Annotated in this window: 23 protein-coding genes; 4 read left to right on the top strand and 19 right to left on the bottom strand. The window is 68.2% G+C overall.

What is annotated here, in order from left to right; genetic code table 11:
- Positions 1 to 77 precede the first annotated feature (77 nt).
- From ACH4KB_RS08395 to ACH4KB_RS08385, 3 genes are read left to right on the top strand one after another with little or no spacing between them, the layout of a single operon-like run.
- Positions 78 to 332, top strand: a complete 255-nt coding sequence (locus ACH4KB_RS08395; protein WP_398064910.1) for a hypothetical protein — start codon at positions 78 to 80, stop codon at positions 330 to 332.
- Between the two features lie 5 nt (positions 333 to 337).
- Positions 338 to 928, top strand: a complete 591-nt coding sequence (locus ACH4KB_RS08390; RefSeq protein ID WP_398065606.1) for a DUF5753 domain-containing protein — start codon at positions 338 to 340, stop codon at positions 926 to 928.
- A complete protein-coding gene (locus ACH4KB_RS08385; RefSeq protein WP_398064908.1) occupies positions 921 to 1,106 on the top strand; it encodes a DUF397 domain-containing protein in 186 nt (61 codons plus the stop codon). The genes ACH4KB_RS08390 and ACH4KB_RS08385 overlap by 8 nt, the downstream gene beginning before the upstream one ends.
- Before the next feature lie 76 nt (positions 1,107 to 1,182).
- Here the strand turns inward: ACH4KB_RS08385 and ACH4KB_RS08380 are convergent, their stop codons facing one another.
- From ACH4KB_RS08380 to ACH4KB_RS08350, 7 genes are all read right to left on the bottom strand, one after another.
- Positions 1,183 to 1,545, bottom strand: coding sequence for a hypothetical protein (locus ACH4KB_RS08380; RefSeq protein WP_398064906.1), 363 nt, complete (start codon positions 1,543 to 1,545; stop codon positions 1,183 to 1,185).
- Positions 1,546 to 1,708: 163 nt separating this feature from the next.
- A complete protein-coding gene (locus ACH4KB_RS08375) occupies positions 1,709 to 1,939 on the bottom strand; it encodes a hypothetical protein (protein WP_398064904.1) in 231 nt (76 codons plus the stop codon).
- A gap of 168 nt (positions 1,940 to 2,107) precedes the next feature.
- On the bottom strand, positions 2,108 to 2,950 hold the full coding sequence (locus ACH4KB_RS08370) for a helix-turn-helix domain-containing protein (protein ID WP_398064902.1): 843 nt from the start codon (positions 2,948 to 2,950) through the stop codon (positions 2,108 to 2,110).
- Positions 2,947 to 3,480: a DUF6879 family protein gene (locus tag ACH4KB_RS08365; protein ID WP_398064900.1), complete on the bottom strand. Its 534-nt coding sequence runs from the start codon at positions 3,478 to 3,480 to the stop codon at positions 2,947 to 2,949. The genes ACH4KB_RS08370 and ACH4KB_RS08365 overlap by 4 nt, the downstream gene beginning before the upstream one ends.
- Positions 3,481 to 3,482: 2 nt before the next feature.
- Positions 3,483 to 3,686: a hypothetical protein gene (locus tag ACH4KB_RS08360; protein ID WP_018489427.1), complete on the bottom strand. Its 204-nt coding sequence runs from the start codon at positions 3,684 to 3,686 to the stop codon at positions 3,483 to 3,485.
- Between the two features lie 102 nt (positions 3,687 to 3,788).
- Positions 3,789 to 4,307, bottom strand: a complete 519-nt coding sequence (locus ACH4KB_RS08355) for a hypothetical protein (protein WP_398064898.1) — start codon at positions 4,305 to 4,307, stop codon at positions 3,789 to 3,791.
- A 486-nt stretch (positions 4,308 to 4,793) separates the two neighbouring features.
- A complete protein-coding gene (locus ACH4KB_RS08350; RefSeq protein ID WP_398064896.1) occupies positions 4,794 to 10,592 on the bottom strand; it encodes a peptidoglycan DD-metalloendopeptidase family protein in 5,799 nt (1,932 codons plus the stop codon).
- A gap of 136 nt (positions 10,593 to 10,728) precedes the next feature.
- Between ACH4KB_RS08350 and ACH4KB_RS08345 the strand changes: the two genes are divergently transcribed.
- The gene (locus ACH4KB_RS08345; RefSeq protein ID WP_398064894.1) at positions 10,729 to 11,019 is read left to right on the top strand and encodes a helix-turn-helix domain-containing protein; all 291 of its coding nucleotides are present in this window, start codon (positions 10,729 to 10,731) and stop codon (positions 11,017 to 11,019) included.
- A 49-nt stretch (positions 11,020 to 11,068) separates the two neighbouring features.
- Here the strand turns inward: ACH4KB_RS08345 and ACH4KB_RS08340 are convergent, their stop codons facing one another.
- From ACH4KB_RS08340 to ACH4KB_RS08285, 12 genes are all read right to left on the bottom strand, one after another.
- Complete coding sequence (locus tag ACH4KB_RS08340; RefSeq protein ID WP_398064892.1) at positions 11,069 to 12,112, bottom strand: tyrosine-type recombinase/integrase; 1,044 nt, start codon at positions 12,110 to 12,112, stop codon at positions 11,069 to 11,071.
- Positions 12,113 to 12,244: 132 nt separating this feature from the next.
- Positions 12,245 to 12,451 carry a secretion protein HlyD gene (locus ACH4KB_RS08335; protein WP_398064890.1) on the bottom strand — a complete coding sequence of 69 codons (207 nt, stop codon included), beginning with the start codon at positions 12,449 to 12,451 and terminating at the stop codon, positions 12,245 to 12,247.
- Between the two features lie 47 nt (positions 12,452 to 12,498).
- On the bottom strand, positions 12,499 to 12,921 hold the full coding sequence (locus ACH4KB_RS08330; protein WP_398064888.1) for a hypothetical protein: 423 nt from the start codon (positions 12,919 to 12,921) through the stop codon (positions 12,499 to 12,501).
- Positions 12,921 to 13,649, bottom strand: a complete 729-nt coding sequence (locus ACH4KB_RS08325) for a hypothetical protein (RefSeq protein ID WP_398064886.1) — start codon at positions 13,647 to 13,649, stop codon at positions 12,921 to 12,923. The genes ACH4KB_RS08330 and ACH4KB_RS08325 overlap by 1 nt, the downstream gene beginning before the upstream one ends.
- Positions 13,646 to 13,939, bottom strand: coding sequence for a helix-turn-helix domain-containing protein (locus tag ACH4KB_RS08320; RefSeq protein ID WP_398065605.1), 294 nt, complete (start codon positions 13,937 to 13,939; stop codon positions 13,646 to 13,648). Before ACH4KB_RS08320 ends, ACH4KB_RS08325 begins: the two co-directional genes overlap by 4 nt.
- Before the next feature lie 112 nt (positions 13,940 to 14,051).
- The gene (locus tag ACH4KB_RS08315; protein ID WP_398064884.1) at positions 14,052 to 14,303 is read right to left on the bottom strand and encodes a hypothetical protein; all 252 of its coding nucleotides are present in this window, start codon (positions 14,301 to 14,303) and stop codon (positions 14,052 to 14,054) included.
- On the bottom strand, positions 14,300 to 14,764 hold the full coding sequence (locus ACH4KB_RS08310) for a hypothetical protein (protein ID WP_398064882.1): 465 nt from the start codon (positions 14,762 to 14,764) through the stop codon (positions 14,300 to 14,302). The genes ACH4KB_RS08315 and ACH4KB_RS08310 overlap by 4 nt, the downstream gene beginning before the upstream one ends.
- Positions 14,765 to 15,322: 558 nt before the next feature.
- The gene (locus ACH4KB_RS08305) at positions 15,323 to 15,976 is read right to left on the bottom strand and encodes a hypothetical protein (RefSeq protein WP_398064880.1); all 654 of its coding nucleotides are present in this window, start codon (positions 15,974 to 15,976) and stop codon (positions 15,323 to 15,325) included.
- 137 nt (positions 15,977 to 16,113) lie between these two features.
- The gene (locus ACH4KB_RS08300) at positions 16,114 to 16,770 is read right to left on the bottom strand and encodes a hypothetical protein (protein WP_398064878.1); all 657 of its coding nucleotides are present in this window, start codon (positions 16,768 to 16,770) and stop codon (positions 16,114 to 16,116) included.
- A gap of 343 nt (positions 16,771 to 17,113) precedes the next feature.
- Entirely contained in the window at positions 17,114 to 18,796 is a 1,683-nt protein-coding gene (locus ACH4KB_RS08295) for a hypothetical protein (protein WP_398064876.1), read from the bottom strand.
- Entirely contained in the window at positions 18,793 to 19,827 is a 1,035-nt protein-coding gene (locus ACH4KB_RS08290) for a bifunctional DNA primase/polymerase (RefSeq protein ID WP_398064874.1), read from the bottom strand. The genes ACH4KB_RS08295 and ACH4KB_RS08290 overlap by 4 nt, the downstream gene beginning before the upstream one ends.
- A complete protein-coding gene (locus ACH4KB_RS08285) occupies positions 19,824 to 20,129 on the bottom strand; it encodes a hypothetical protein (RefSeq protein WP_398064872.1) in 306 nt (101 codons plus the stop codon). Before ACH4KB_RS08285 ends, ACH4KB_RS08290 begins: the two co-directional genes overlap by 4 nt.

Raw genomic sequence — 20,129 nt, 5'->3', positions numbered from 1 at the left:
CTGAGCAGGCGTCTAACGCCTAGCAGGGGGCCCGCCCAGCACCCTCATAGCCCCCGTTTCGGGAGGAGAAGCACCCCATGCTCATCGCTAGCCTCGTCTTGCTCGCCGCCGCCGTCTACTACGCCGCTCTGTGTGCTCTGCGGCCGTTCGCTCCGTGCCGAAAGTGCCGCGGCCTCGGTCAGATCGAGCGGTTCGGGAAGCCCCGCATGTGCCCCCGCTGCCACAACGGCAAGCTCCGCCTGCGCATCGGCCGCCGCGCCTTCAACGCCTGGCTCCGCACCCGGCACGCCGGTACCCGCTCCACCCCGACCCTGATGAAGGACTCCCGTTGAACACCGTGACCGAGCCCACCTCGTTGGACGAGCACCTTGACCGGCTGCTCGCTTTGGAGACCGCGGCGGACCACATCCACGGATGGCACCCCACGCTCATGCCGGGGCTGCTCCAGACCGCCGACTACGCCCGAGCCGCAATCCGCGCGTCCGCGCCCGCCCTGCCCCCGCACGACGTCGAGAAGCGGGCCACCGGCCGAACCGTGCGCATCGACACGTTGGGGCGCGCAGCAGGCCGTACAGCCCGGTTCGTCATCGGGGAAGCAGTCCTCACGCAGCCTGTCGGCGGGCCGGCCACCCTCGCCGCACAGCTCGACCACCTCATGACCCTCCTCGCGCTGCGCCCGTCCCTTGATGTGCGGGTCCTGCCCGAGGGAGGAGAGCATCCCGGGCTGAACGGGTCGTTCACTGTCTACCGGGCGCGGCCGGGGCGCAGCGTCTTCGTCGAGCACCTGGCAGGCACCGCGGTCATCAACCGCCCGGAAACCGCCCTGTCGTTCATCCACGCTTGCGATCATGTGGAGGAGCGGGCGGCGAGCCCGGTGGACTCGCTTCGGATGATCGAAGCCGCGAGAAAGCGACTCACCCATGCCTGACGACGAACTGACCTGGCATCTGTCCAGCTACACCGACTCCGGGGCCTGCGTCGAGGTCGCCCGCCCCGCCGGCGAAGTCCTCGTCAGGGACAGCAAGCGGCGCACCGGGCCCCGCATCAGCATCACCCCCGGCTCATTCGCCGACCTGGTCGACTGGGCCAAGACCCACCAGGTGTAACGAAATACGTAACGCAATACGTCACGCGCCCCCTGCCCCACCCTTCACTGGCCAGGCAGGGGGCGCTTTCGTGCGTCTAGACGGCCGGCGGCAAATTCTCCGGGCGGATGTAGTCACCGACCCCGTGGACACGCCAGTACCCGCTGGAGGGACGGAACTGCAAGGTGATGATCTTCGCCTCCACCAGCGTGTCCCCGTCCGATCGGACCGACTGGTTGGGGTCAGGCAGGGACACCAGTTTGGCGTAGCGCACGTCCGCCTCACCAGTCGAAGGCGGATCTGCTCGGGTCGCAAGCCCGCGATCGCCGATCACTTCGATCACCTGCAAGAAGTCGCCCCACGCTCCCCACGACTCGGGAGTGCAAAGTAGCTGGAGGTTCTCGACGTCCGGCCCGTCCTCGGCCATCACCGCGTTGTAGAACGCGACGGCCGTAGCCATGGGGTTAAGAGGGTCGCTTAGATCACCGATGTCCGCCTTCGCGGACGACTCACTGTTGTCAGGCACAAGCCCGGATCCGCTGGGCTGGTCGTCCTCTGGAAGTTCTGTCATGTGCCCACATTGCCCTCTCTCGGCCATGAGCGCCCGCCGTAGGGCACATCCGTCAGGCCGCCCCGTCCAGGGCTTTCTGGTAGATGTCGCGGAGCCGGCCGCCGACGTCGCACCGGCCGATCCTGCTGCACCCCTCGCAGTCCGTGGTGTGGAGCAGGTAGTCCCGGTAGGCCACCTCGTGGGCCTGCTCGGCAACAGGCTTCAGGCCGCGCTGTTCCCGGCACGGGGCGCACGCGTACAGGCCTGCCCCGGGGCCGGAGTTCTGCTCGACGAGGTCGACCATGACGGCGGTGCCGGAGGGGCCTTTATGCCAGTGGCACCACCCGAACGGTGCGGGCGCTGCGATGTTCGATGGTGTGGTCATGGCCTGGACCGTAGGAGCAGCCCGATAGAGCAGTCCCGGTGATTGCGCGAGATTGCGCGACCCCGGCCCGACGTTGGGGCGGATTGCTCAGGTCGGGGCGATCAGGTGCCGTGCACGGGCGATGATCCGGTGCGCCCTCGCCCCATAGGCGGCCGACTCGTTCAGCCCATCCCATGTCCGCCCGTACAGGGCCAGGTCGTCAGCCGAGTCGAACGACAACTCTGTGTTGATCGTCTCGACGACAACCCGGGACTCGTCGAAGATCCAAAACCCATGCTTCGGCGTCAGGCACATCGGCGCCCCGAGCGGCACAATGCCGAACTCCACGGTGCTCATCCCAATCAGCCCGACAAGCCGGTCCAGCTGCCCCGCCATCACCTCCCGAGGGCACACCAGGGCATGCAGGGCCCCCTCCCACATCAACACCCGGAACAGCTTCCCCGCCGCGTACAACACCTCTTGGCGCCTCATGCGGGAGGCGACAGCCGCTTCGGTGTCCCGGGGCGTCTGGATCAAGTCGGCATGCCCCATCAGCAGATGCCGGGCGTAGTCCGGAGTCTGGAACAGGCCGGGGATCACCGTCGCCTCATAGCCGCGGAGAACAGTGGTCTGCTGGTACTCAACGACGTACCGATCCTGCACCGGCGCGTGGCCGGCGGCGAGCTGCTTACGCCAGTGCCGTTGCCGGGACTCCAGCAACCGAAGCCGGCCGAGAAGGTCCGCGGACACTTCCGGGCGCCCGCAGGCGGCTGCCCATGCCTGGAGGTCTTCGGGGGTGGCGGTCTGTCGTCCGTTCTGGAGCCGGGACACCTTCGACGGCTGCCAGCCGAGGAGCTGGGCGAAGGCGCGGCCGTTGAGCCCGGCCCCGGTGCGCAGCTCGTTCAGCCGCGCACCGAGAGCTTCCCTCGCGCTCTGAAAGTCGGTGCTCACACCGACGAACGTACCTGCGCCCATACGGTGGCCGAGGGCGTAGCGAGCGGCCAGGCGGTATCCCTGGCCCGGCACGCGGCGAGCACTGCCGTCGGATCGTCGGTGACCTCGACGCCAACCGTCGTGTCTGTTTCGTCGATGTGCATCCGGGCGAGGATGCGGGAGTCGAACAGCCAGAAGTCGTAGTCGGGCAGGCCTTCGGACTCGGCTACGTACCGGCTGAGTACCCGGATGTCCTCGCCGGCCGCAACGTTGCTCAACGCGGTTGCCATGAGGAACCGCTGCCCGTCTGTGGGCGGGTCGTCGACGATCCGGACACGGGAGAAGTGGGCGCCCTGCGCGGCCTTCTCCCGCACGTTCGTGTTCCAGGCGTTGCCCGGTACCGGCTGCGGGTTCACGCCTCGCATGAACGCCTGGAACCGTTCCCCGGCCCGGTCTGTGGCGTACCCGCGGCGAGTCTCCAGGCGGAACGCGGTGTGCTCGAAGTCGGCGAACAGGTGGGTGATCTCCTCGAAGGGGACCAGTGGCACAGCTACTCCTTGGGGGCGAAGCGGGTCAGGAGCTCACGGGGGATCACGACGAACGTCTCGTGCTCGCCGACATCCCGGAGCTGCGCAAGATCCTCGGGTGCGGTGAGCTGGTCGCCCTGGACGACGATGTCGCCGGTCTCGACGACCTCGTACAGGGTGGGGCAGTTACCGCCTTCAGATGTGGTGCCGATGAACCTGAGCGTCACAACGGGGCTCCGTTCTCGCAGGTGAGGCACCAGCATGCAGGCGACGGGCCCAACCCGGGGGCGGGTTGCGCAAGATTGCGCGCGAGGACTGTCTCCGCGGACCTACGCCCCTTGTTGCCCTGGCACGGAGGCGACGACTACGGACTGCGGCGGGGCTGGCGGCTGCGGTCCGGCGACCATGGCCTGGACGAGCGCGGACAGTATTTCGCCCCGCTGCTCTTGGGTGAGGTCTCCGTCGGCGACGAGGCGCTCGGCAGCCAGGTAGCGGGAGAGTTCGAGGGGCTGATCGAAGTAGGACCGCAGGTGAGTGGCGGCGGCTTCCTGGGAGCGAATGAACGTCTTGGCGACGTACCCGGCGAGGGCGGCGGAGACGGCTCCGAGGCCGCCGGCGACGATCGCGACAGCGGTGGTGCTGGCCCAGAGGGCAATGCCTGCGAAGAGGACGAGGAGCAGGAAGCCGGCGCCCATGGCTATCTGGGCGTTGCGGAACGAGGTTTTGGCTTGGCCGGTGGCGATCTGATGGTAGAGGTCGAGGCGGGCGTGGGTGGCCTCCCAGAGTTCGGGGAGGCCGAGGGCGGCCCGCCGTCCGATCTCCGCAGGCGGGGGATGCTCGTCGCCCATTGTTGGGTCGGAATGAAGCGGGGGCGTGGCGTCACGGCTGTGAGTAAGGCTGCCACCGATGATGACGTCCACTCCCGTGAGGGTCCCACGGCGGATCGCATCCGCGAGAGCACCTTCCGCGCGCGTTAGGCGTTCCCGGCTTTCGCCGACGGCAGCGGTTTGACTGTCGGTGAATGTCACCATCCGCCCCACGACCGCTAGGAGGGCAAGGATGGCAGTCGCTGCCGGAAGGGCAAGGTCGGAAGCCTCGGTCCAGAAGTAGAGGGCAAAGAAGACTGCCGCTGTGGCTATCAGAGCGAGTGCTACTACTACGGCTGTGAGAGCAAAGCGGGAACGTGGCGCAGGTTCGGTTTCGTCGGGGGGATTGCTAGGCGGCATGGATCAAGAGGATGCCGGGCTCGCGCCGGGGCGTCCACCCGTTCCGGTGAACCCGGTCATGACCCTGCCGTTCTGCAGGCGGAGTCGTTGAGGCTACGAGGATCGGCATCAGTTGGCTCCGCTCATGACGGGGGCGTGGAGCATTTCGTCAGTGGCGAGGGCGTCGAGAATACTTCGCTTCGAGGCGACCTCGGTGACGCGGGCGTTGTAGTTGAGGACCCGGTCTCCGCTGGTGTTGTTGACGGTGCGCGTTTCGGTGCGTGACATGGTGGCCGCCGCGGACGAGCGGACGGTGCGGGCCATGGCTGCAGCCGCGTCGGCTGCACCGGGGATGCTGGCTCGGATGCCGCCTTCGAAGCCGCCGCCGAAGAAGCGGCCCAGTTGGTCGGCGACCTTCGAGGGGCTGGAAATTTTCAGCTCGACCTTCAGCGTCTTCTGGATCTTCTTGGCCAGGTCGGCGAGCGCCTTGATGATCGACTTCTCTTGGGCGACCAGCCCGGTTAGGAACCCCTTGCCGGACATGGCGCCGGCGTCGTACATGACGTCGGCGGCGGACTGCCCGTAGGCAGTGGCAGCCTTCCCGATCTGCACCTGGGTTGCGTTGATGGACTTCAACTGCGCGTCCGTCGCCTTCACCAGCGCCGCGGCATACGGTGCGCCTTGGTCGGGGCCGGCGGCGATGATCTGCCCGATGAACGCCTTGGACAGGCCGCGCTTCCCCAGCGTCACAATGTTCGCCGAGAACGCCTGGAGCTGGCCGAGGCGCACCTGCAAGCCGGACAGGATGCCTTCCACCCCGAACGGGAGCCCCGAGTTCGGGAGGCCGGTCAGGGTGGCGAAGCCGGCGGCGTTTGCCGTCGTCTCAGCAGCGAACGTCTTCGCCTGGCTGATCTTCGCAGCGATGGTGTCGCGCTGCTTCGCCAGGGATTGGAGCGCCTTGTTCTGGGTCGAGATCTGCCGCAGCAGCTTGTCGTCGAGGGTCGTCTTGACCCCCTTGAACGCGTTCTTGATCGCCGTCGCAACCTGCGTCATGGCCTTGTCGATGCTGCTCGCCGTACCAGCCAGGGCCTTCAGGAAGTTCGAGCCGACCGACGCGGCGATCGGCCCCGTGTCGATCCTCTTGCCGCCGACCCGGATGATCCCGCCCGACGCGTACCCGGTGCTACGCCGGTACCCGGTGCTGATCTGCACCCCGCCGCCGACAATGCCGCCCTGGGCATACCCGCCGATCCGGTTGTAGGCGGCGGAGAGGCTGCCGTAGGTCTTCAACGCGTACCGCATCGACGCGTACACGTTCGCCATCGGATCGATGCTGACCCCGTACATCTTCGGCCCGGTCGCCTTGTACTTCCCCGCGAACGCCTCGAACGTCGGCCGGATGACCTGCATGAGGCCCACCGACGGGTGGCCATTGATCCAGTTGATGTCGTTGCGGTTCACGGCCTTGGGGTTACCGGACGACTCCTGATTCATCCGGCGGAGCGTGGTGTTGACCAGGCTGAGCGACTGCCCCACCTGGCCGAGGGCCTGCGTGACCACACCGCGGAACCGTTCGACACCCGCGCCGGCCTCGCCCCCGGTTCCGCCCTCCAGATACCGCATCGGGTCAACCGTCTTGCCGCCGACCCGGGCTTCGAGGTGGAGGTGCGGGCCCGTGGTGTTGCCGGTGGCCCCGACCTTCCCGATGACCTGGCCGCGGGTGACACCCTCGGTGGCCTTCGCGACCATCGCCGACATGTGCGCGTACAGCGACGACAGGCCGGAGCCGTGGTTGATCTCAATGTGCTTGCCGTAGGAGCCACCGGAGGCGGCTGTCCGAACCTGCCCGTTGTCGACCGCCTTGATGCTCGTGCCGGTCTTCGCCGGGAAGTCCAGGCCCGTGTGCCGGCCGGAAGACCACATCAGGCCGGGCTTCCCGAACGGGGTCCCATACGGGGCGCTGACCGGCTTCATCCACTGGCCGGTGGACTCCAGGATGTCCTTGCCGCGGATGTAGTCGACGACCTTGTTCAGCAAGCCGATGGGCAGCTCACCGACCAGGCCCGGGTAGGTGCCGGTGTTATCCCCGAGCGCCTTGCGAATCCCGGACTTGACCGGCTTGAACGCCGACTGGGCCAGGTTCGCCAGCCCGCCCCGGGCAACATCCGCACCCTTGGAGAGGACGCTGCCGACGGCGTTGCTGATGCCGTCGAAGATGCCGCCCTCCGCGAAGCCCCTGAAGGCCCGGAGGCTGCGACCCTGCATCGCGGCCTGGTTCACCGCGTGCAGCCGTGCCCGCTCATACGGGTCCTGCATCGCCTCCGAGACGTACACGCCCTCGCCGCGGCGCATCGGCACCAGCTGGTCGTCACCCTGGCGGAACGTGCTGTATCCGGGAAGGACCCCACCGCGTGCGAAGCCCTTCGGGAGAGGCATCTCCTTCAGCGGGTCGATGCCCGGGATCTTCGCCGCGGTCTTCTCCCAGACCTTGACGATGCCCTGGTTGTAGACCGTCTCGATCCAGAACTTGACCGGGGCCTTGACCAGACTCTTGAGCCCGTTCCAGACCTTCCCGATGCCCTTCGTCAGCGTGCCGAACGCTGACGTCAGGCCCTCGGCGAACGAGTCGAAGCCCTTCCGTACCAGCGTCCAGGCTGCCGACGCTGTCGACTTCACGGCCCCCCACAGCGCCGTCCACGTCTCACTGACTCGGTCCCGTACCGACGTGAAGATGCGGACCGCACCGTCGCGCAGGTTGGTGAACCAGCGGATGGCCCCGTTGACGATGTCGGGGATGACGGAGTGGCCGAGGAGGAAGTCGTACAGCCACTCGAAAGCCTTGGCGATGGCATTGGTGAGCCACTTCACCGCGTCTACGCCGGGCTGGATGTCCTTGCGGAGGTCCGTCATCGACTTGATGAAGAGCTTCATCGCCGGGATGACGACCCGCAGGATGATCGCCGTGGCGAGTTGTGTCATCAGCATCGAGAACTGGATCAGTGGCGGCAGCAGCGGCATGATCGCAGGCAGCAACTGGATCAGGAACTCGGTTCCCAGCAGAGCCAGTTGCGGCAGCAGCGGGGCCACGGCGAGAAGGATGTCGCCGATGCTCTTTCCGAGCTGCATGAGCGGCGGCACGAGCATCGGGATGATCGGCAGGAGCTGCTGCAGGACCCGCATGAACGCTGCAGCGAACTGTCCCGCGAGCTCGGAGATGACGGCGGACAGGCCCTTGATGATGGGACCGAGGACAGGGCCAAGCATCCCAGCGATCTGGGCTATAACCGGAGCGAGTTCATTGAAGACGACGATCAGCGTGTCGAAGATCGGGGTGACGAGCGGCAGCAGGTCGGCGATCAGCTTGCCGAGTACCGGGAGTAGCGGCGACACGGCCTTAACCAGGGCGATGACAGCTTGGGTAGCCACCACCAGCACTGGGCCCAGCGCTTCGGCGATCGGAAGTAGCGCACCGCCCAGCGATTCCAGCAGTGAGCCGATCGCCGGGCCAAGCAGCTTCGAGATCTGAATTACCGAAGGAGCGAGGGCGGCGAGGATAGGCAGCACCGCCTGGATCGCGGTCCCCAGCGCGCCGGCGATCAGCCCTGCGACGGCCTGGACTGCGGAGAAGATCGCCTTGAGCGCGGCCTGAACCTCGGGCAGGGCGGTGACCCGGCGGATCTCCTTCACCGCGTCGCCGATCACGGCGAAGAAGTCGCCGCCGGCGTTCGCGGCGGCACCCATGACGTTCTTCAGGATCCCGAAGACGTCGGCGATGACCTTCCCGAAAGCGACCGCCACATCGAGGGCGGTGTTGATGGCTTCTTCGAGCTTGCCGCTCTCCAGCCCCTTGGCCAGCTTGCCCATGACCCGGTCCATGGCCGACCCGGCGCCTGCGGTGATCCGGTCCCATGCGGGACCGGCGGCCACAGTCAGCTGCGTGAGGCCGGTCAGGATCTGCCCGGGGATGCGGCTCATGTTCCCCAGGCCGTTACGAACGACGTCGAACGCGCCCTTCAACTGGCCCGACTTCGCCAGGTTCTCCACCGCGGTGAGGGCGTTCTTCCCCATCGTGTTGAGGACGCCGGCGGTACCCGCGAGACCTTGGCGCAGCACAGGGAGGGCGCTGCCGGACACCTGCCGCAGCCGCTCCCCAAGGCCGGCGAACAGCCGGTCCTGCACATCAAGCTTGAGGGCGGTCCAGGCAGGCGCCAGGGCCCGCAGGGTGTTCACGAAGCCGCGGGCGTTCGGGCTGAGCTTCGCCATTGCCGTGTCGAGCTTCGACGTCTGCACCGCGGCGCTCGACTGGGCGTCGGCCACCGCGCGGGCAGCGTCGGCAACAGCCCGGTGGGCGTCCTGCACAGCGCGTTCCTGCTGGGCGACCTGAAGGCCCGCGGTGCGGATCTTCTCCCGCGCCTGGACGACTCCCTCGGCGTCGGACACCCCGGCCTTGTTCGCCGCCGCCGTGTCAACCTGGAGGCGCTTCTGCTGCCGGGCCTGCTCTTCGGCCGACGCCTTCGCCCGCACCAAGGCCAGGTCCGCCTGCTGGATCTGCAACTGGGTGGCGGCCGGGTCGGAGCGGACCGCGGCCAGGTCTACCTCTGCCTGCTGCACGTCCAGGGCGGCCTGCCGCTGGTCCAACGCCCCCTGACGCAGCTGGCGGTTCATGTCCTCCAGGTCGCGGAGGGCCTGACGTCGGGCTGCGGACAGTTCGCCCTGTGCCTGGCGTGCGGCCCGCTGCGCCTGCGACAGGTTTCGTTCAGCGTCCGCAACACCCCGCTGGGCGTTCGCCATGGACCGTTGCGCGGACTCGACCTGCTTTGTCGCGGTGGCGGCGGCCTTCGCTTCGCCGGACGTGTCGGCGAACGCCGCCTTGATCGCGTCGCCGACACCCGACGTGCCCACCTTGATCGCACCGAACGCCGACACCAGGGTCAGCACCGCCGGTGCGGCCAGAGCGGCGAGCGGCCCGAGCTGAGCGATAGCCGACCCGAGAGACGCGATCTGCGGGAGCGCCAGGAGGCCGGCGGCACCGAGGGCGCCGATGCGGCTGGAGAGGAGCCCCAGCCCGCCGCTGCCGCCCCCGGACGACCCGAGGGAGGCGAGGGACCCGGTGAGCGCCGCCAGGCCCGTGGTGCGGATGCGGACATTCGCCGTGCGGTCGCGGGTCAGGAAGGTCAGCGCTGTGTTCGCGGCGGTGGTGTCCGCGCGTGCGGTGACCCGGGCCATGCGCGCACGGGTGAGGTTCGCCAAGTCGTTCGCGGCAACCCTGGTGTCGACGTCCGCGCCGACGCGGACGGTGCGCCGGCGGATCAGGTTCTGGATTTCGTTTGCTGCGACCCGGGTGTCCGTCGTGGCCCGGATGTTGACGACGCGGTCCGCCGTCAGCTTGTCGAGAGCCCGCTCAACCCGCCGGTACGCCGCATCGTTGATCTTCGCGGACACGCTGATGTCAACGGCACTGTCCCGGGTCAGCTTCCCCAACGCCACCTCGGCGGCGGTGCTGTCGAGCTTCGCGGTGATCTTCACTGTGCGGTCGGCTATCAGCTTCGTGACCGCGGCCATTGCCGCCTTGTCGTCGAGCTGCGCCGTGACCTTCACCGTGCGGTCTGCGGTCAGCTTCGCGAGGCCGGCGGACGCGGCCTTGTCGTCGAGGTCGGCGGTGACCTTGACCTTCCGGGGCCGGGTCAGCTCCCGGATCCCGGCCTTCGCCGCGACGTCGTCGAGGTCGAGGCCGAGCCTGATGCGCGGGCGCATCTTCGCGACGGCGGCGTTCACCTTCCGGCTGATGACGTCACCAATGACGTCACCGGCCCGTTCGGCGCCGGGCCTGACCGCCTTGGGGAGCTCTGCGAGGAGTTCCGGGCCGAACCGGGTCACGTCCGGGACCAGTGAGACCCGGGTACTCCCTACGAGGGTCGGTTCGGCCACGGTGCGCTCCTTCGATCCCAGCCCCTCACCCCGCCTTGAGGGGCACATTCAAAGGCCATAGGCACGATTGTCCTTTGAATCATACTTCCTAGGTAACCTTGAAGCTACGATCCGCAGGAGAAGGGGTGGTCTGACGATGGCGACCAGGGCCCGCGTCCGTATCCGCCGTACACCGCCGGCCGAGCTGGGGCCGATGCTCGCCGCCGCCCGGGAACGCACCGGACACACACAGGCCCGCGTCTCCATCGCCGCCGGGCTCGGACGCAGTTACGTCTGCCTCATCGAGGGCGGCCACCGCACCCCGTCCCGCGTCGCCGCGGAACGCCTCGCCGACGTCCTCCAACTCACCGACCAGGAAAGGGCGCAGCTGTACGCGGCGGCCGTGAGTGACGCCGGACTCAGCCACCCCGCCCGCCAGGCGGCATGACGAAGCCCCCACCGCCTGGTGAGGGCTTCAGTCCCTTGGTGCGCCGCCGTCAGGAGTCTTCAGCCGTGCGCATCGCCTTCGTCAGCTCCTCCTGCATCCGATAGCTGGGCGAGCGGTGCAGTGCACCCCTGGACCGGTCGTAGCGGCGGGTAGTGCGGGGGTCGGCGTGCCCCAACGCGTCCTGCACGTCGGCGAGAGGAACCCCCTTCCCGAGCATCGCCGTCGCGTAGGAGTGGCGCAGCGAGTGTGGCGATAGCTGGCCGGCGTGCGGAATGCCCGCAGCCTTCGCGACGCGCCGCAGGGTCCGGAAGGCGGCTGGCTCATCCATGGGCTTGCCGGTGCGGGTCGCGAAGATGAACGCGGCGGAGTCGCCCCGGTCGCGGCCTTCGAGACACGCGTCGATCGCCTGGACGGCGAGCGGTACGAGGACGAACCGCTTCTTCTTGCTGCCCTTGGTAATGAGGTCAATGACCCGGTGTCCCTCGTCTTCCCCCAGCGCGCCGATGGTGGCGCCGAGCACGGACCCGATGCGCCCGGCCGTCGTGGCGAGGGTGACGAGCAGCGCGTAGGTACGCGGGCTCTCCGACGTCTTGGCGTAGTTGAGGAGGGCGCCCAGCTGTGCGGCCGTCATGCCTCGGGTCGGGGAGTCGTCGGCGGATACCGAGGGGCGGTCCATGCCGGCGAACGGGTTCCGCTCGGCAAGGTCGGCCCGCATCAGGTACTCGTACCAGGCGGATGCAACGGCGAGGCGGCGCCCGCGGGTCGACTTGGCGAGCTGCGAGTCGTGCAGGGCGGTGGCGTACCGGTCGGCGTCGATGCCGCGGACCCTGGCCGGGTTGGTGCCGGTGGCCGCGCACCATGCCAGCCACCAGGCGGCGTCCTTGGCGTAGGCGGTGCGGCTGTTGGTTGACGGGCGGCGCATGAGCCAGGTGTCGGTTGCTTCGATCACGGCCGGGGCCGCGCCGGCGCCGCGGAGGAGTTCGATGAGGGATGCCGGGGAGTTGGCGGGCGGTGTCCCCCTGAGCTTCACGGCCGGTGCCGTGATCGCCTCGGGAGCGAGCCCCTGTTCCGGTACAGCGGGCAGAGAATCCATGACTACAGGATAAGGGTCATTATTCTGTATTTCAGGGGTTTCCTAGGAAGCGCGATTCACGAACCGGTTGAAGCGCTCAAAACGCAGAAAGCGCCCGCCCCCACGATCGGGAACGGGCGCTCACTGCTGTGCTCACTCGCCGGCGGCCTCCAACGCCTGCGCCTGCAACAGGCGGACCACGGACGCCATCGGGTCCGGCTCGCCCGACTTCTCGCACAACACCTCGACCGTCTGCACCACCATCCGGCCGAGCGCCTGGCACACCGCCTCGATCTCGATCGGCTCCAGGCCCTCCAGCAGGATGTCCGCAGCTTCCTCGTCGCCTTGGGCGAACGCCAACGGCAAGCCGTACACGATTCGCCGGAGCTCCTCCGCGGACCGGCCGCTCACTCCACACCTCCAGCGCCCTGCGCCTGGTCGTAGTCGTAGAAGTTGCCCTTAGCCCGATACCCGGCAACCTCCTCGGCGGTCATGTGCTCGATGTGCTGCGCACCGAACTGGAAACCGAACCGCACCGGGGCCGAAGCCTCCTCCGGCGCGGGCGGCGGCACATCGTGGCCCGCGGAGAGCGCCGCGAACTTGCCCGCCCGGATAGCCGCCGTGGCCTCCTCCGGCCCCATCGCCGCCAACGCCGCCGCACCCAACTGCGGCACCGGGGCACCCGTCGCCCGATCCACCGGCACCGTGTACGGCAGAGCGTGCGACCGCGGAGCCATCTTGAAGGACTCCAGGAAGCCAGCCCGATCCGCCGCCACGATCTCCTGCGCCGACATGCGGGCCACATCCTCGGCCGTCAGCTGCTCACCCATCAGGCCACCTCCCCAGCCTTGGCCGTCGCCGAAGCGTGGGCGACCACCCGGGCCGCCCACTGGCCCGACGACCAGTTCACATCGAAGCTCGCCCGGTCCTCGCCCGCCTCGACAGCCAGCAGCAGCTCCACCGGATGCACCCCCGACGGGCGAACAATGCCCACCCCGCCGCGCCCCACCTGGTGATTGACCGAGCGGGCAGCCAGCACCGCGCCTGCCGCACGGGCAAGCATGTTGCCCGGCTCGTACTGCCCGAACTCGAACCGCTCCCCGGGCACATCCACCATCACCCGACTGTCACCGGTCTTCACCAACATCCGCTGGTCACCGACCTGCCGCAGCGCCTGGCTGTGCTTGAGTACCGCGGCCTCACGCTCCCCGCAGGTCGACACGAAGTCGTCCAGCGCCGCGAGGAGCACCCGGTACTTCTCCAGCACCACACGGGCCCCCAGGGTGCCCAGCTCCTCAACCGCAGCCTTACGGGCCGCCTCCATCCGGCGGGCCAGGTCGGCGGCCTCGGCCTCCTTCAGCCGCTTCGCCGCCCGCTCCTGCCGCAGCTCGACCAGCCGGCGCAGCCCCCACTGCTCACCGAGCTGCCGGGCGGCCTCGGACTCCTCGCCGTCGAGCACCTGCTGCTCCAGGGTGCCGATCAGTTGGTCGAGCTCGGCCTTCTCCTTCTGGGCGTCAGCCAGCTGCTGCTGCGCCTCAACCGCTTCCTTGCTCGTCATGCCGCGTTGTCCTCTCCTCGGGCGACGAACGCCGCCGATCCGGCTATCAGCCACGCCCGCCCGATCCGGCGAGCCGGCACCCGACCCGTGCGGGCCAAACGCCTCACGTACTGGGGAGAGCAACCAACCCGCTCCGCCCACTCACGTGCACTTACCTCGACACTGACAGGCCCCGCAGCCTCGGTTTCCTCGGCGAAACCAGCCGCGTCGTCCTCCCGGCGGGACGCAATATGCAAGCCCCAGAACAGGACCCGGCACGCCTCGGACGGGACACCGTTCGTCTCCTCCATCTCCCGACCCACATCCCGCAACAGGCGCCGCAGCAGCTCGCCCGCCAGGTGGGCCGGGACCAGAACACTGCCGTCCTCACGCACCAGAGCACGGGCACCCGGCGGCGGTTCGCTACGCACCCGGGCCACCCCCCTGCCGGGCGAGGATCTGAGCCCGCAGTCCGGCACACACCACCGCCCGCCGCTCCGGGCCCTGCACATCCGGGGCAATCGACCTCAACGCCAGGTCGGCCAGGCCGGCGACCAACAGGATCAGATCGTCGATGAGGAGGTCGTCGATGAACGCGTCAACGTCCGCCGTCTTGCTCTCGGCTACCAAGGCCAGGAGCGCCAGGATCCGCAGGTGGATCTCGTCGTCGGTCATGCCGAACCACCGTCCTCGACCTGGTCGACGTCCTCCGCCGCCGCCACACCCAACGCGTGAGCCAGCTGGCCGAGCATCGACTTCGCAGCCTCGGTACCCGAGGAGTCATCCCGGTCGACCGCGACCAACTTGATGTGCGTACCCGCGAGGGCAGCGACCGCCTTGGCTCCGTCGAGGAAGTTCCGGTTGTCGTCGGCGCCGTGCATCCGCTGCCGGGCCGCCTGCACGTCATCGAGCATCGACGTCGCCAACCCCAACCGGGCAGCCTTCAGATCGATCACCCGGGCCTGCAACGCAGCCGCCGTCAACGACCGATCGAAGCCGACACCAGCATCCGCACAGATACGGGACACCGACGCAGTCGAGATCCCCACTTCTCGGGCGATCTCGTTCCGCGCCCGGCCGGCTCGGGCCAGCTCCACAACCTGGTCCCGCTGCTCATCGGGAATCGGTGTCGTCATCAGCTATCTCCTCACGTGCTGCCGCCTCGCGCGCGGGGGCGGGGTGTACCGGGACAGGCGTCTGAGCAACAGCCGAGGTCCTCGAAGGACCCCTGTCTTTCGCAGCACCCTCCGGGGGTTCCGCGACCGTGGGCGGCTGCCCCAAGGTTGTGGGCTGGAGCCCCACAACTGACCTCCTTGAAGGAGGTCTGTCGTTCGCGGGTCCGAGCGGCGGACCCGCAACCGTGGCATCTTCCCCACGGTTGGCCGGGCCAGGGGTACACGCCTGTGACGTGTACCCCTCACTGACTTCCTTCGAGGAAGTAAGTGGCCGACCGTGTCGGGCGAGGTGGGCGAGTTTCTGCCGGTGCCTGGCGGTGATGCCGTGCTGCCGTGCTTCGGCGAGTTCGGCGCGGCGTCGTTTGTCGTTGGCGATCTTGCGTCGTGCGGCGGCTATGCGTTCCTGCACGAGGTCTTCGGAGTTCATCGGCTTCCCAGGTTCCGGGGCGGGGGCTGGGGTGGATGAGAGCCTTGCGGGGTGGCCGCCCCCGAGTCCCGCGGGGGCGGCCGTAATGCGGGTCAGGCGCCGCTTTGACCGTGCTCGAAGCGGGCTGAAATGGCGCTCCGGTATGCGGCGATGACCGCCTCGTCGAACTGGCCTTCGGAGATCATTCCGCCGCCGCCGACGAGGTTGCCCCATCGGTGTCCGCGCCCTTCCCAGTCGATATCGACTGAGTCGTCGGCGATCCGATCCTGAGTGGGGTCGACCGTCACGCCGTTCTGCGAGAACCAGGCGTGGCTCTGGAACATGTCGCCCTTGCGGATGGTCAGGGCTGTGTGGATGGGCAGCACGTACCCGACGTGTTCCTTGCTGGCCTTGTCGATGAGCCCGTGGACGCCGCGTCCATGTGGCCCGAGGACCAGCAGGCGGGCTTCGTGCTCGCTGACGATGTGCGGCTCGGCGGCCCGGGGCAGTCCGGTGTCGAGCGAGGCTGCGTGGACGAGTAGTTCGACGTCCAGGTGCTCCTCGGATCCCTTGACCTCGACCCACAGTCGCTCCTTGGGGAGCCAGAAGTCGGGAAGGTAGGGCTTACGTTCCGGGCCGACGAGGTATCCCTGCGGTTCGTACTCCCAGCTGAGGCCGAGGGTGTCGAAGAAGACGGCCCAGCGGGCTTCGAGGCGGGAGCGGAACCGGTGGCCGGCGTACCGGGTTTCTATGGGTTTGATGCTCATGGGGTCCTTTCGGTGTGGGTGGGGTGTCGATGTTGTCCGGGTGCGGGTATTTGCGCTACGGGTTCGGCGCATATCGGCCATGGCTAGTTCGAGTCGCCTAGAACCGCCGGTCGGCTTTTGGGGCGCGCTGCTCGCGGTTAGCGGATGGGGCGGCCGTCGCGCTGGTGTTGGACGACGTCGACGTAGGCGTGCAGGAGCTCTTTGAGGCTGTGCCGCTGCTGGTCGGGGTCGAGGAGCTGCCACGCCTTCACGCCGATGACGATGGGCAGCTGGTCGGGGTCCTGCGCTTCGGCCTGGATGACGGCCCGGCACATGGGCGAGAGGCCGAGGTCGAGGTCGACGATGTCCTCGAACGTGGCGGCCGGCTGTTCCTGCCGTAGCTGACCGGTGGCTGCCCCGTGGGTGAGGGTGGCGCCGAGGTCTTCGGCCTGGTCGGCGGGGATGGCGGTGTTGGAGAGTTCTTGGCCGTTGCGGTAGAGGGTAAGGAAGGCGCAGCCGTCGTGGTCGAAGAGGACGACGTGCTTGTCGGCGGTGTCGTAGGTGGTGCCGTCGACGGTGATGTGAGCGCCGTCGAAGTGCGGTGGCACGGTCGCGGGTTGGGGGTTGAGGCGCCCGGTCATGTGGCGGGCGTTGTCGACGTCGGCCTGTGTGGGGGCGACGTACATGACGTGGGGGGCGTCGAGTTCGGTGATGGGGTGGCCGGCTCGGAGGTGGGCGAGGCTGCGGGCGAGGTACCCGACGGCGCCGACGACTTCGGCTTCGGTGAGGTCGTTGGTGGGCTGCGAGGCGGTCACGGGATCTCCTTCGTTGGGGGCTGCGATTGGAGGAGCGGTGAGGGGGGTTCTTGGTGCGGAACGATGGCTTCTGCGGGTCTACGGAGGGTGACGGGAGGATGCGGGTCGAAATCTGCGGGTCATGCGGGTCGTGCGGGTCATCTCCTCCTCTCTGTTTCGGACATCGCTCTCTTTTGACCTGCCGTTTTGCGGGTGACGTTGGAAAGCCACTACAAGATTTGCGTCCGTTTTGTTCTATATAGGGGTAGTAAGGGGGTGCGGGCGCGGGTCATGAACTGACCCGCATGACCCGCAACCCGCACTTTCGATTCGAAAGCGGATCTCGTCACAGTTAGTGACAAGTTCAGCTCTTAGGTGGCAGCGTGTAGAGGGTGCCGACCTTCGCGATCCCGGCCCACCTGACGGCCGCGTCTCGGAGGGTCGTTTTCGTGCCGCCGCCGCTGATCAACGTCCAGTAAGCGACGTCCTGTTTGTTGATCCGGTTCGTCATCTGCCGACCCGTGCGCGGCCCCCCGCTGACGTACTCGATCAGGTCGCGACCGACCTTCTTGGCGACGCTGGTGTGCTCGCCCCGCTGGAAGGCCCGCTGGTCCTCGACGGTGCGGGTGCGGCGGGCGGTCTTCGCGTTGTCCTCCGCGTCGTCCTTCTGCCGCATCAGCTCGCCCCAGGCCCGGCAGACCTCGCGGGTCTGCTGGTCGAGGGCGGAGAACGCCTTGGCGATCGCCCAGTCGTCCTCGTTGATGTCGTGCGAGTAGCGCAGCAGCGCCGACTGGGAAGCGATGCGGTACATGGCCACTGCCTTGTGCGACGACTCCGGGTCGTCCTGGGCCAGGCCCTCATCGATGCCCGCCTGGATCAGGGCGATCTCCTCGGCCATGGTGGTGCACATCTTCATGACCGTCGTCGGCGTCGACCGTGCACCTGAGACCCGCAGCAGGAACTCCTCCGCCCCCTTGAGCGGGCCAGGGTGCTTCGGGGCTTCCCCCATGGTCGACAGCAGCTTCTCGCGGTCGTTGAGGGGGATGGTGCCCCCGTTGATGAGGGCGCGGGCTGCGGCGATGCGCTTCTCGTCGCCGCGTTCCTTCATGAGCGGTACGAAGTTGGCGCGCTGCACGAACCCGGTGGTCTGCTCCATCACGGTGCCGATGAACTCCACCTGGAAGTAGGCGTTCGTCGCCATCGTGTAGACGCGGGCCGGGATCGGCGCCCGCTCCTCGGACTTGGTGATGTCGTACTGGAGCGGGTCGCCAAAGTAGCCGTCGAGGATGTACGGGGCGATTGCCGCGCCCTGCGATCCGGAGGACTTCGACTTGCTCATGGTGCCGAGCAGCGTCTCGCCTTCGGTGTAGCTCAACTCCACCCGCGGCAGGTAGGCGATGACCGGCTCGGTGTCCTCTTCCTGCGTCACCGGAACGAGCCGCTGCATGTTCGCCAGCAGCGCCGACCCGGTGGCCGGCTTCAGTGCCTTGTACCCCCAGTCCAGGTCGTTGACCTGGTCGGCGGTCTCCACTGCCCGCACGGGGGTGAGCAGCTTCGCGGGTACGGGCAACGCCCTGTCGACGGCTCTGGCGGTGACGTTGGACCCGGCGCCGGATCGGCCGACCATGACGTTGATGGTGGTGAGAGGGAAGGTGCCGCGCTCGTTGATCGATCCGCAGACGTTGGGCCCGGCGAGGACTGCGGCCCGGTTGCCGAGCCTGACGAAGATGCCTTCCCGTTTGACGCCTACCGACCTGGCGACCTTTTCGGCGTACCGCATGTGCGAGTGCTTCCAGATGGCGTCCGGGGTCTTGAGCATGGCGAGCTTGCGTGCGAGTTCGGATTCGGGCTTGTCGTCCTTGCCCGGGTCGTTGCCCTCGTCGAACTCGTCGAGGGCGTCCTGCTCGGCCTGGTCTTCGTCGGGCGGGCGGCAGGTCACGTGCTGGCAGGGCTGCACCTGTTCGGGGTGGCGTTCGCAGCGGGCGCGTTGGCCGAGGTGTCCGGTGAGCTGTGCGGCGATCGTGGCCGGATCGTATACGGCTGTCATACGAGTTCTCCGATCTGGCGGGGCGACCGCATTCCGGCGTTGAGGCCGTCCCGGATGGTGCTTTGTGCTTTGCGTTCGTCGGGGCTGACCCCGGCCTGCGCTGCTGCGGCGGTGATGGCCTGGTGGGCGTCGTCCTGCCCGATGAGCCCGGCGCCGACCAGCTGGCCGATGCTGTACGAGCAGGTCAGTACGGACTCGTGCAACGCCCCGGGCTGGGCGGATGCCAGGTCGGCAAGTTCCCGTTCCAGGGCCGTCGCGGTGTACCGGCTGAGGTCTTTGGGCGTCTCCGGTGGTGCGACGTGCCGGGGGCGCGGGTTGGGGTCGACCCACCGGCCGAGGCGTTCCAGCTCGGTGCGCAACCACCTGGGCAGTGGCGCTATGGTCCGGGAGTCGCCGAGTGCCCGGTAGGTGCCCTTCGGTACGACGGTGCCGGGCAGGGTGACGGACTGGTCGCCGGCTTTGAAGTCGGCTTGCCATCCGAACCCGGCCCGGACGGAGTCGCCGCCGCGCCACTCGTACCCGTAGGGCACCCGGAACCAGGCCTGGAGTCCGCCGGACTTGGTGAGCACGGTGAGGGTGTTGTGCTCGATCCAGGGCAGGCACCGGCCGCGCAGTTCGCACAGGGCGGCGAACACGTCGAGGCCGTCGTTGATCCCTGCGGGGTCGATGGTCTCGCCGCGGATGAACACCCCGTCCTGCGGGGGTTCGTGGCCGTGGGCGTCGAGGTCGATGGCGACGATGTTGGAGCGCCCGCAGTTGGCGCCCCAGTTGGCGTCGGGGGTTTCCTTGTGCCATATGCGGATGGTGTCCGGGTTGGTGGTGGCTGCGTGCAGCCCGTGGCAGCGTCCGCCGTTGGCGATGCAGCGGCACTTGCGCGGGTCGTGCAGCACGTAGTCCGGGTTGGGTGTGTTGGTGCCCCGGAGGGTGGGCGAGCAGTGCGTGCAGTTGCCGTAGGGCTTGTTGTCGTCGGGCCGGTAGGGGAAGACGTGGATGTTCTGGCGGGCGAACCACAGTGGGGTATCGAGGTTCATGCCGCACCGCCGGGGGTGGCGTCGCGCGGGGTGTGGCTGCGGCTCACTAGATCGGTCTCCGTGCTGGTGAGTGCGGTGATGGCGTCTGCGGCCATCCGGTCGACGTCGTCGGTGTAGAGGCGTTGCACGAGCCGCACGGCGCGGGGGCTGGGCTGTTCGGCGAGGTGCGCGCGGATACTGTCGCGGACGATCAGGCAGCGGGCTCGTTCCTTGACCAGCTGGAGGTGCTGGCGGCCCTGCTGCTCGGTCTCGTCGAGGTCGACGGGGGTGTTGATCGGCCAGTGGCCGTTGGGCTTGCTCAT

It is taken from the genome of Streptomyces sp. NPDC017520, from assembly GCF_044329855.1.
GTDB lineage: Bacteria > Actinomycetota > Actinomycetes > Streptomycetales > Streptomycetaceae > Streptomyces.
This window is presented reverse-complemented; position numbering and strand designations above follow the sequence as displayed.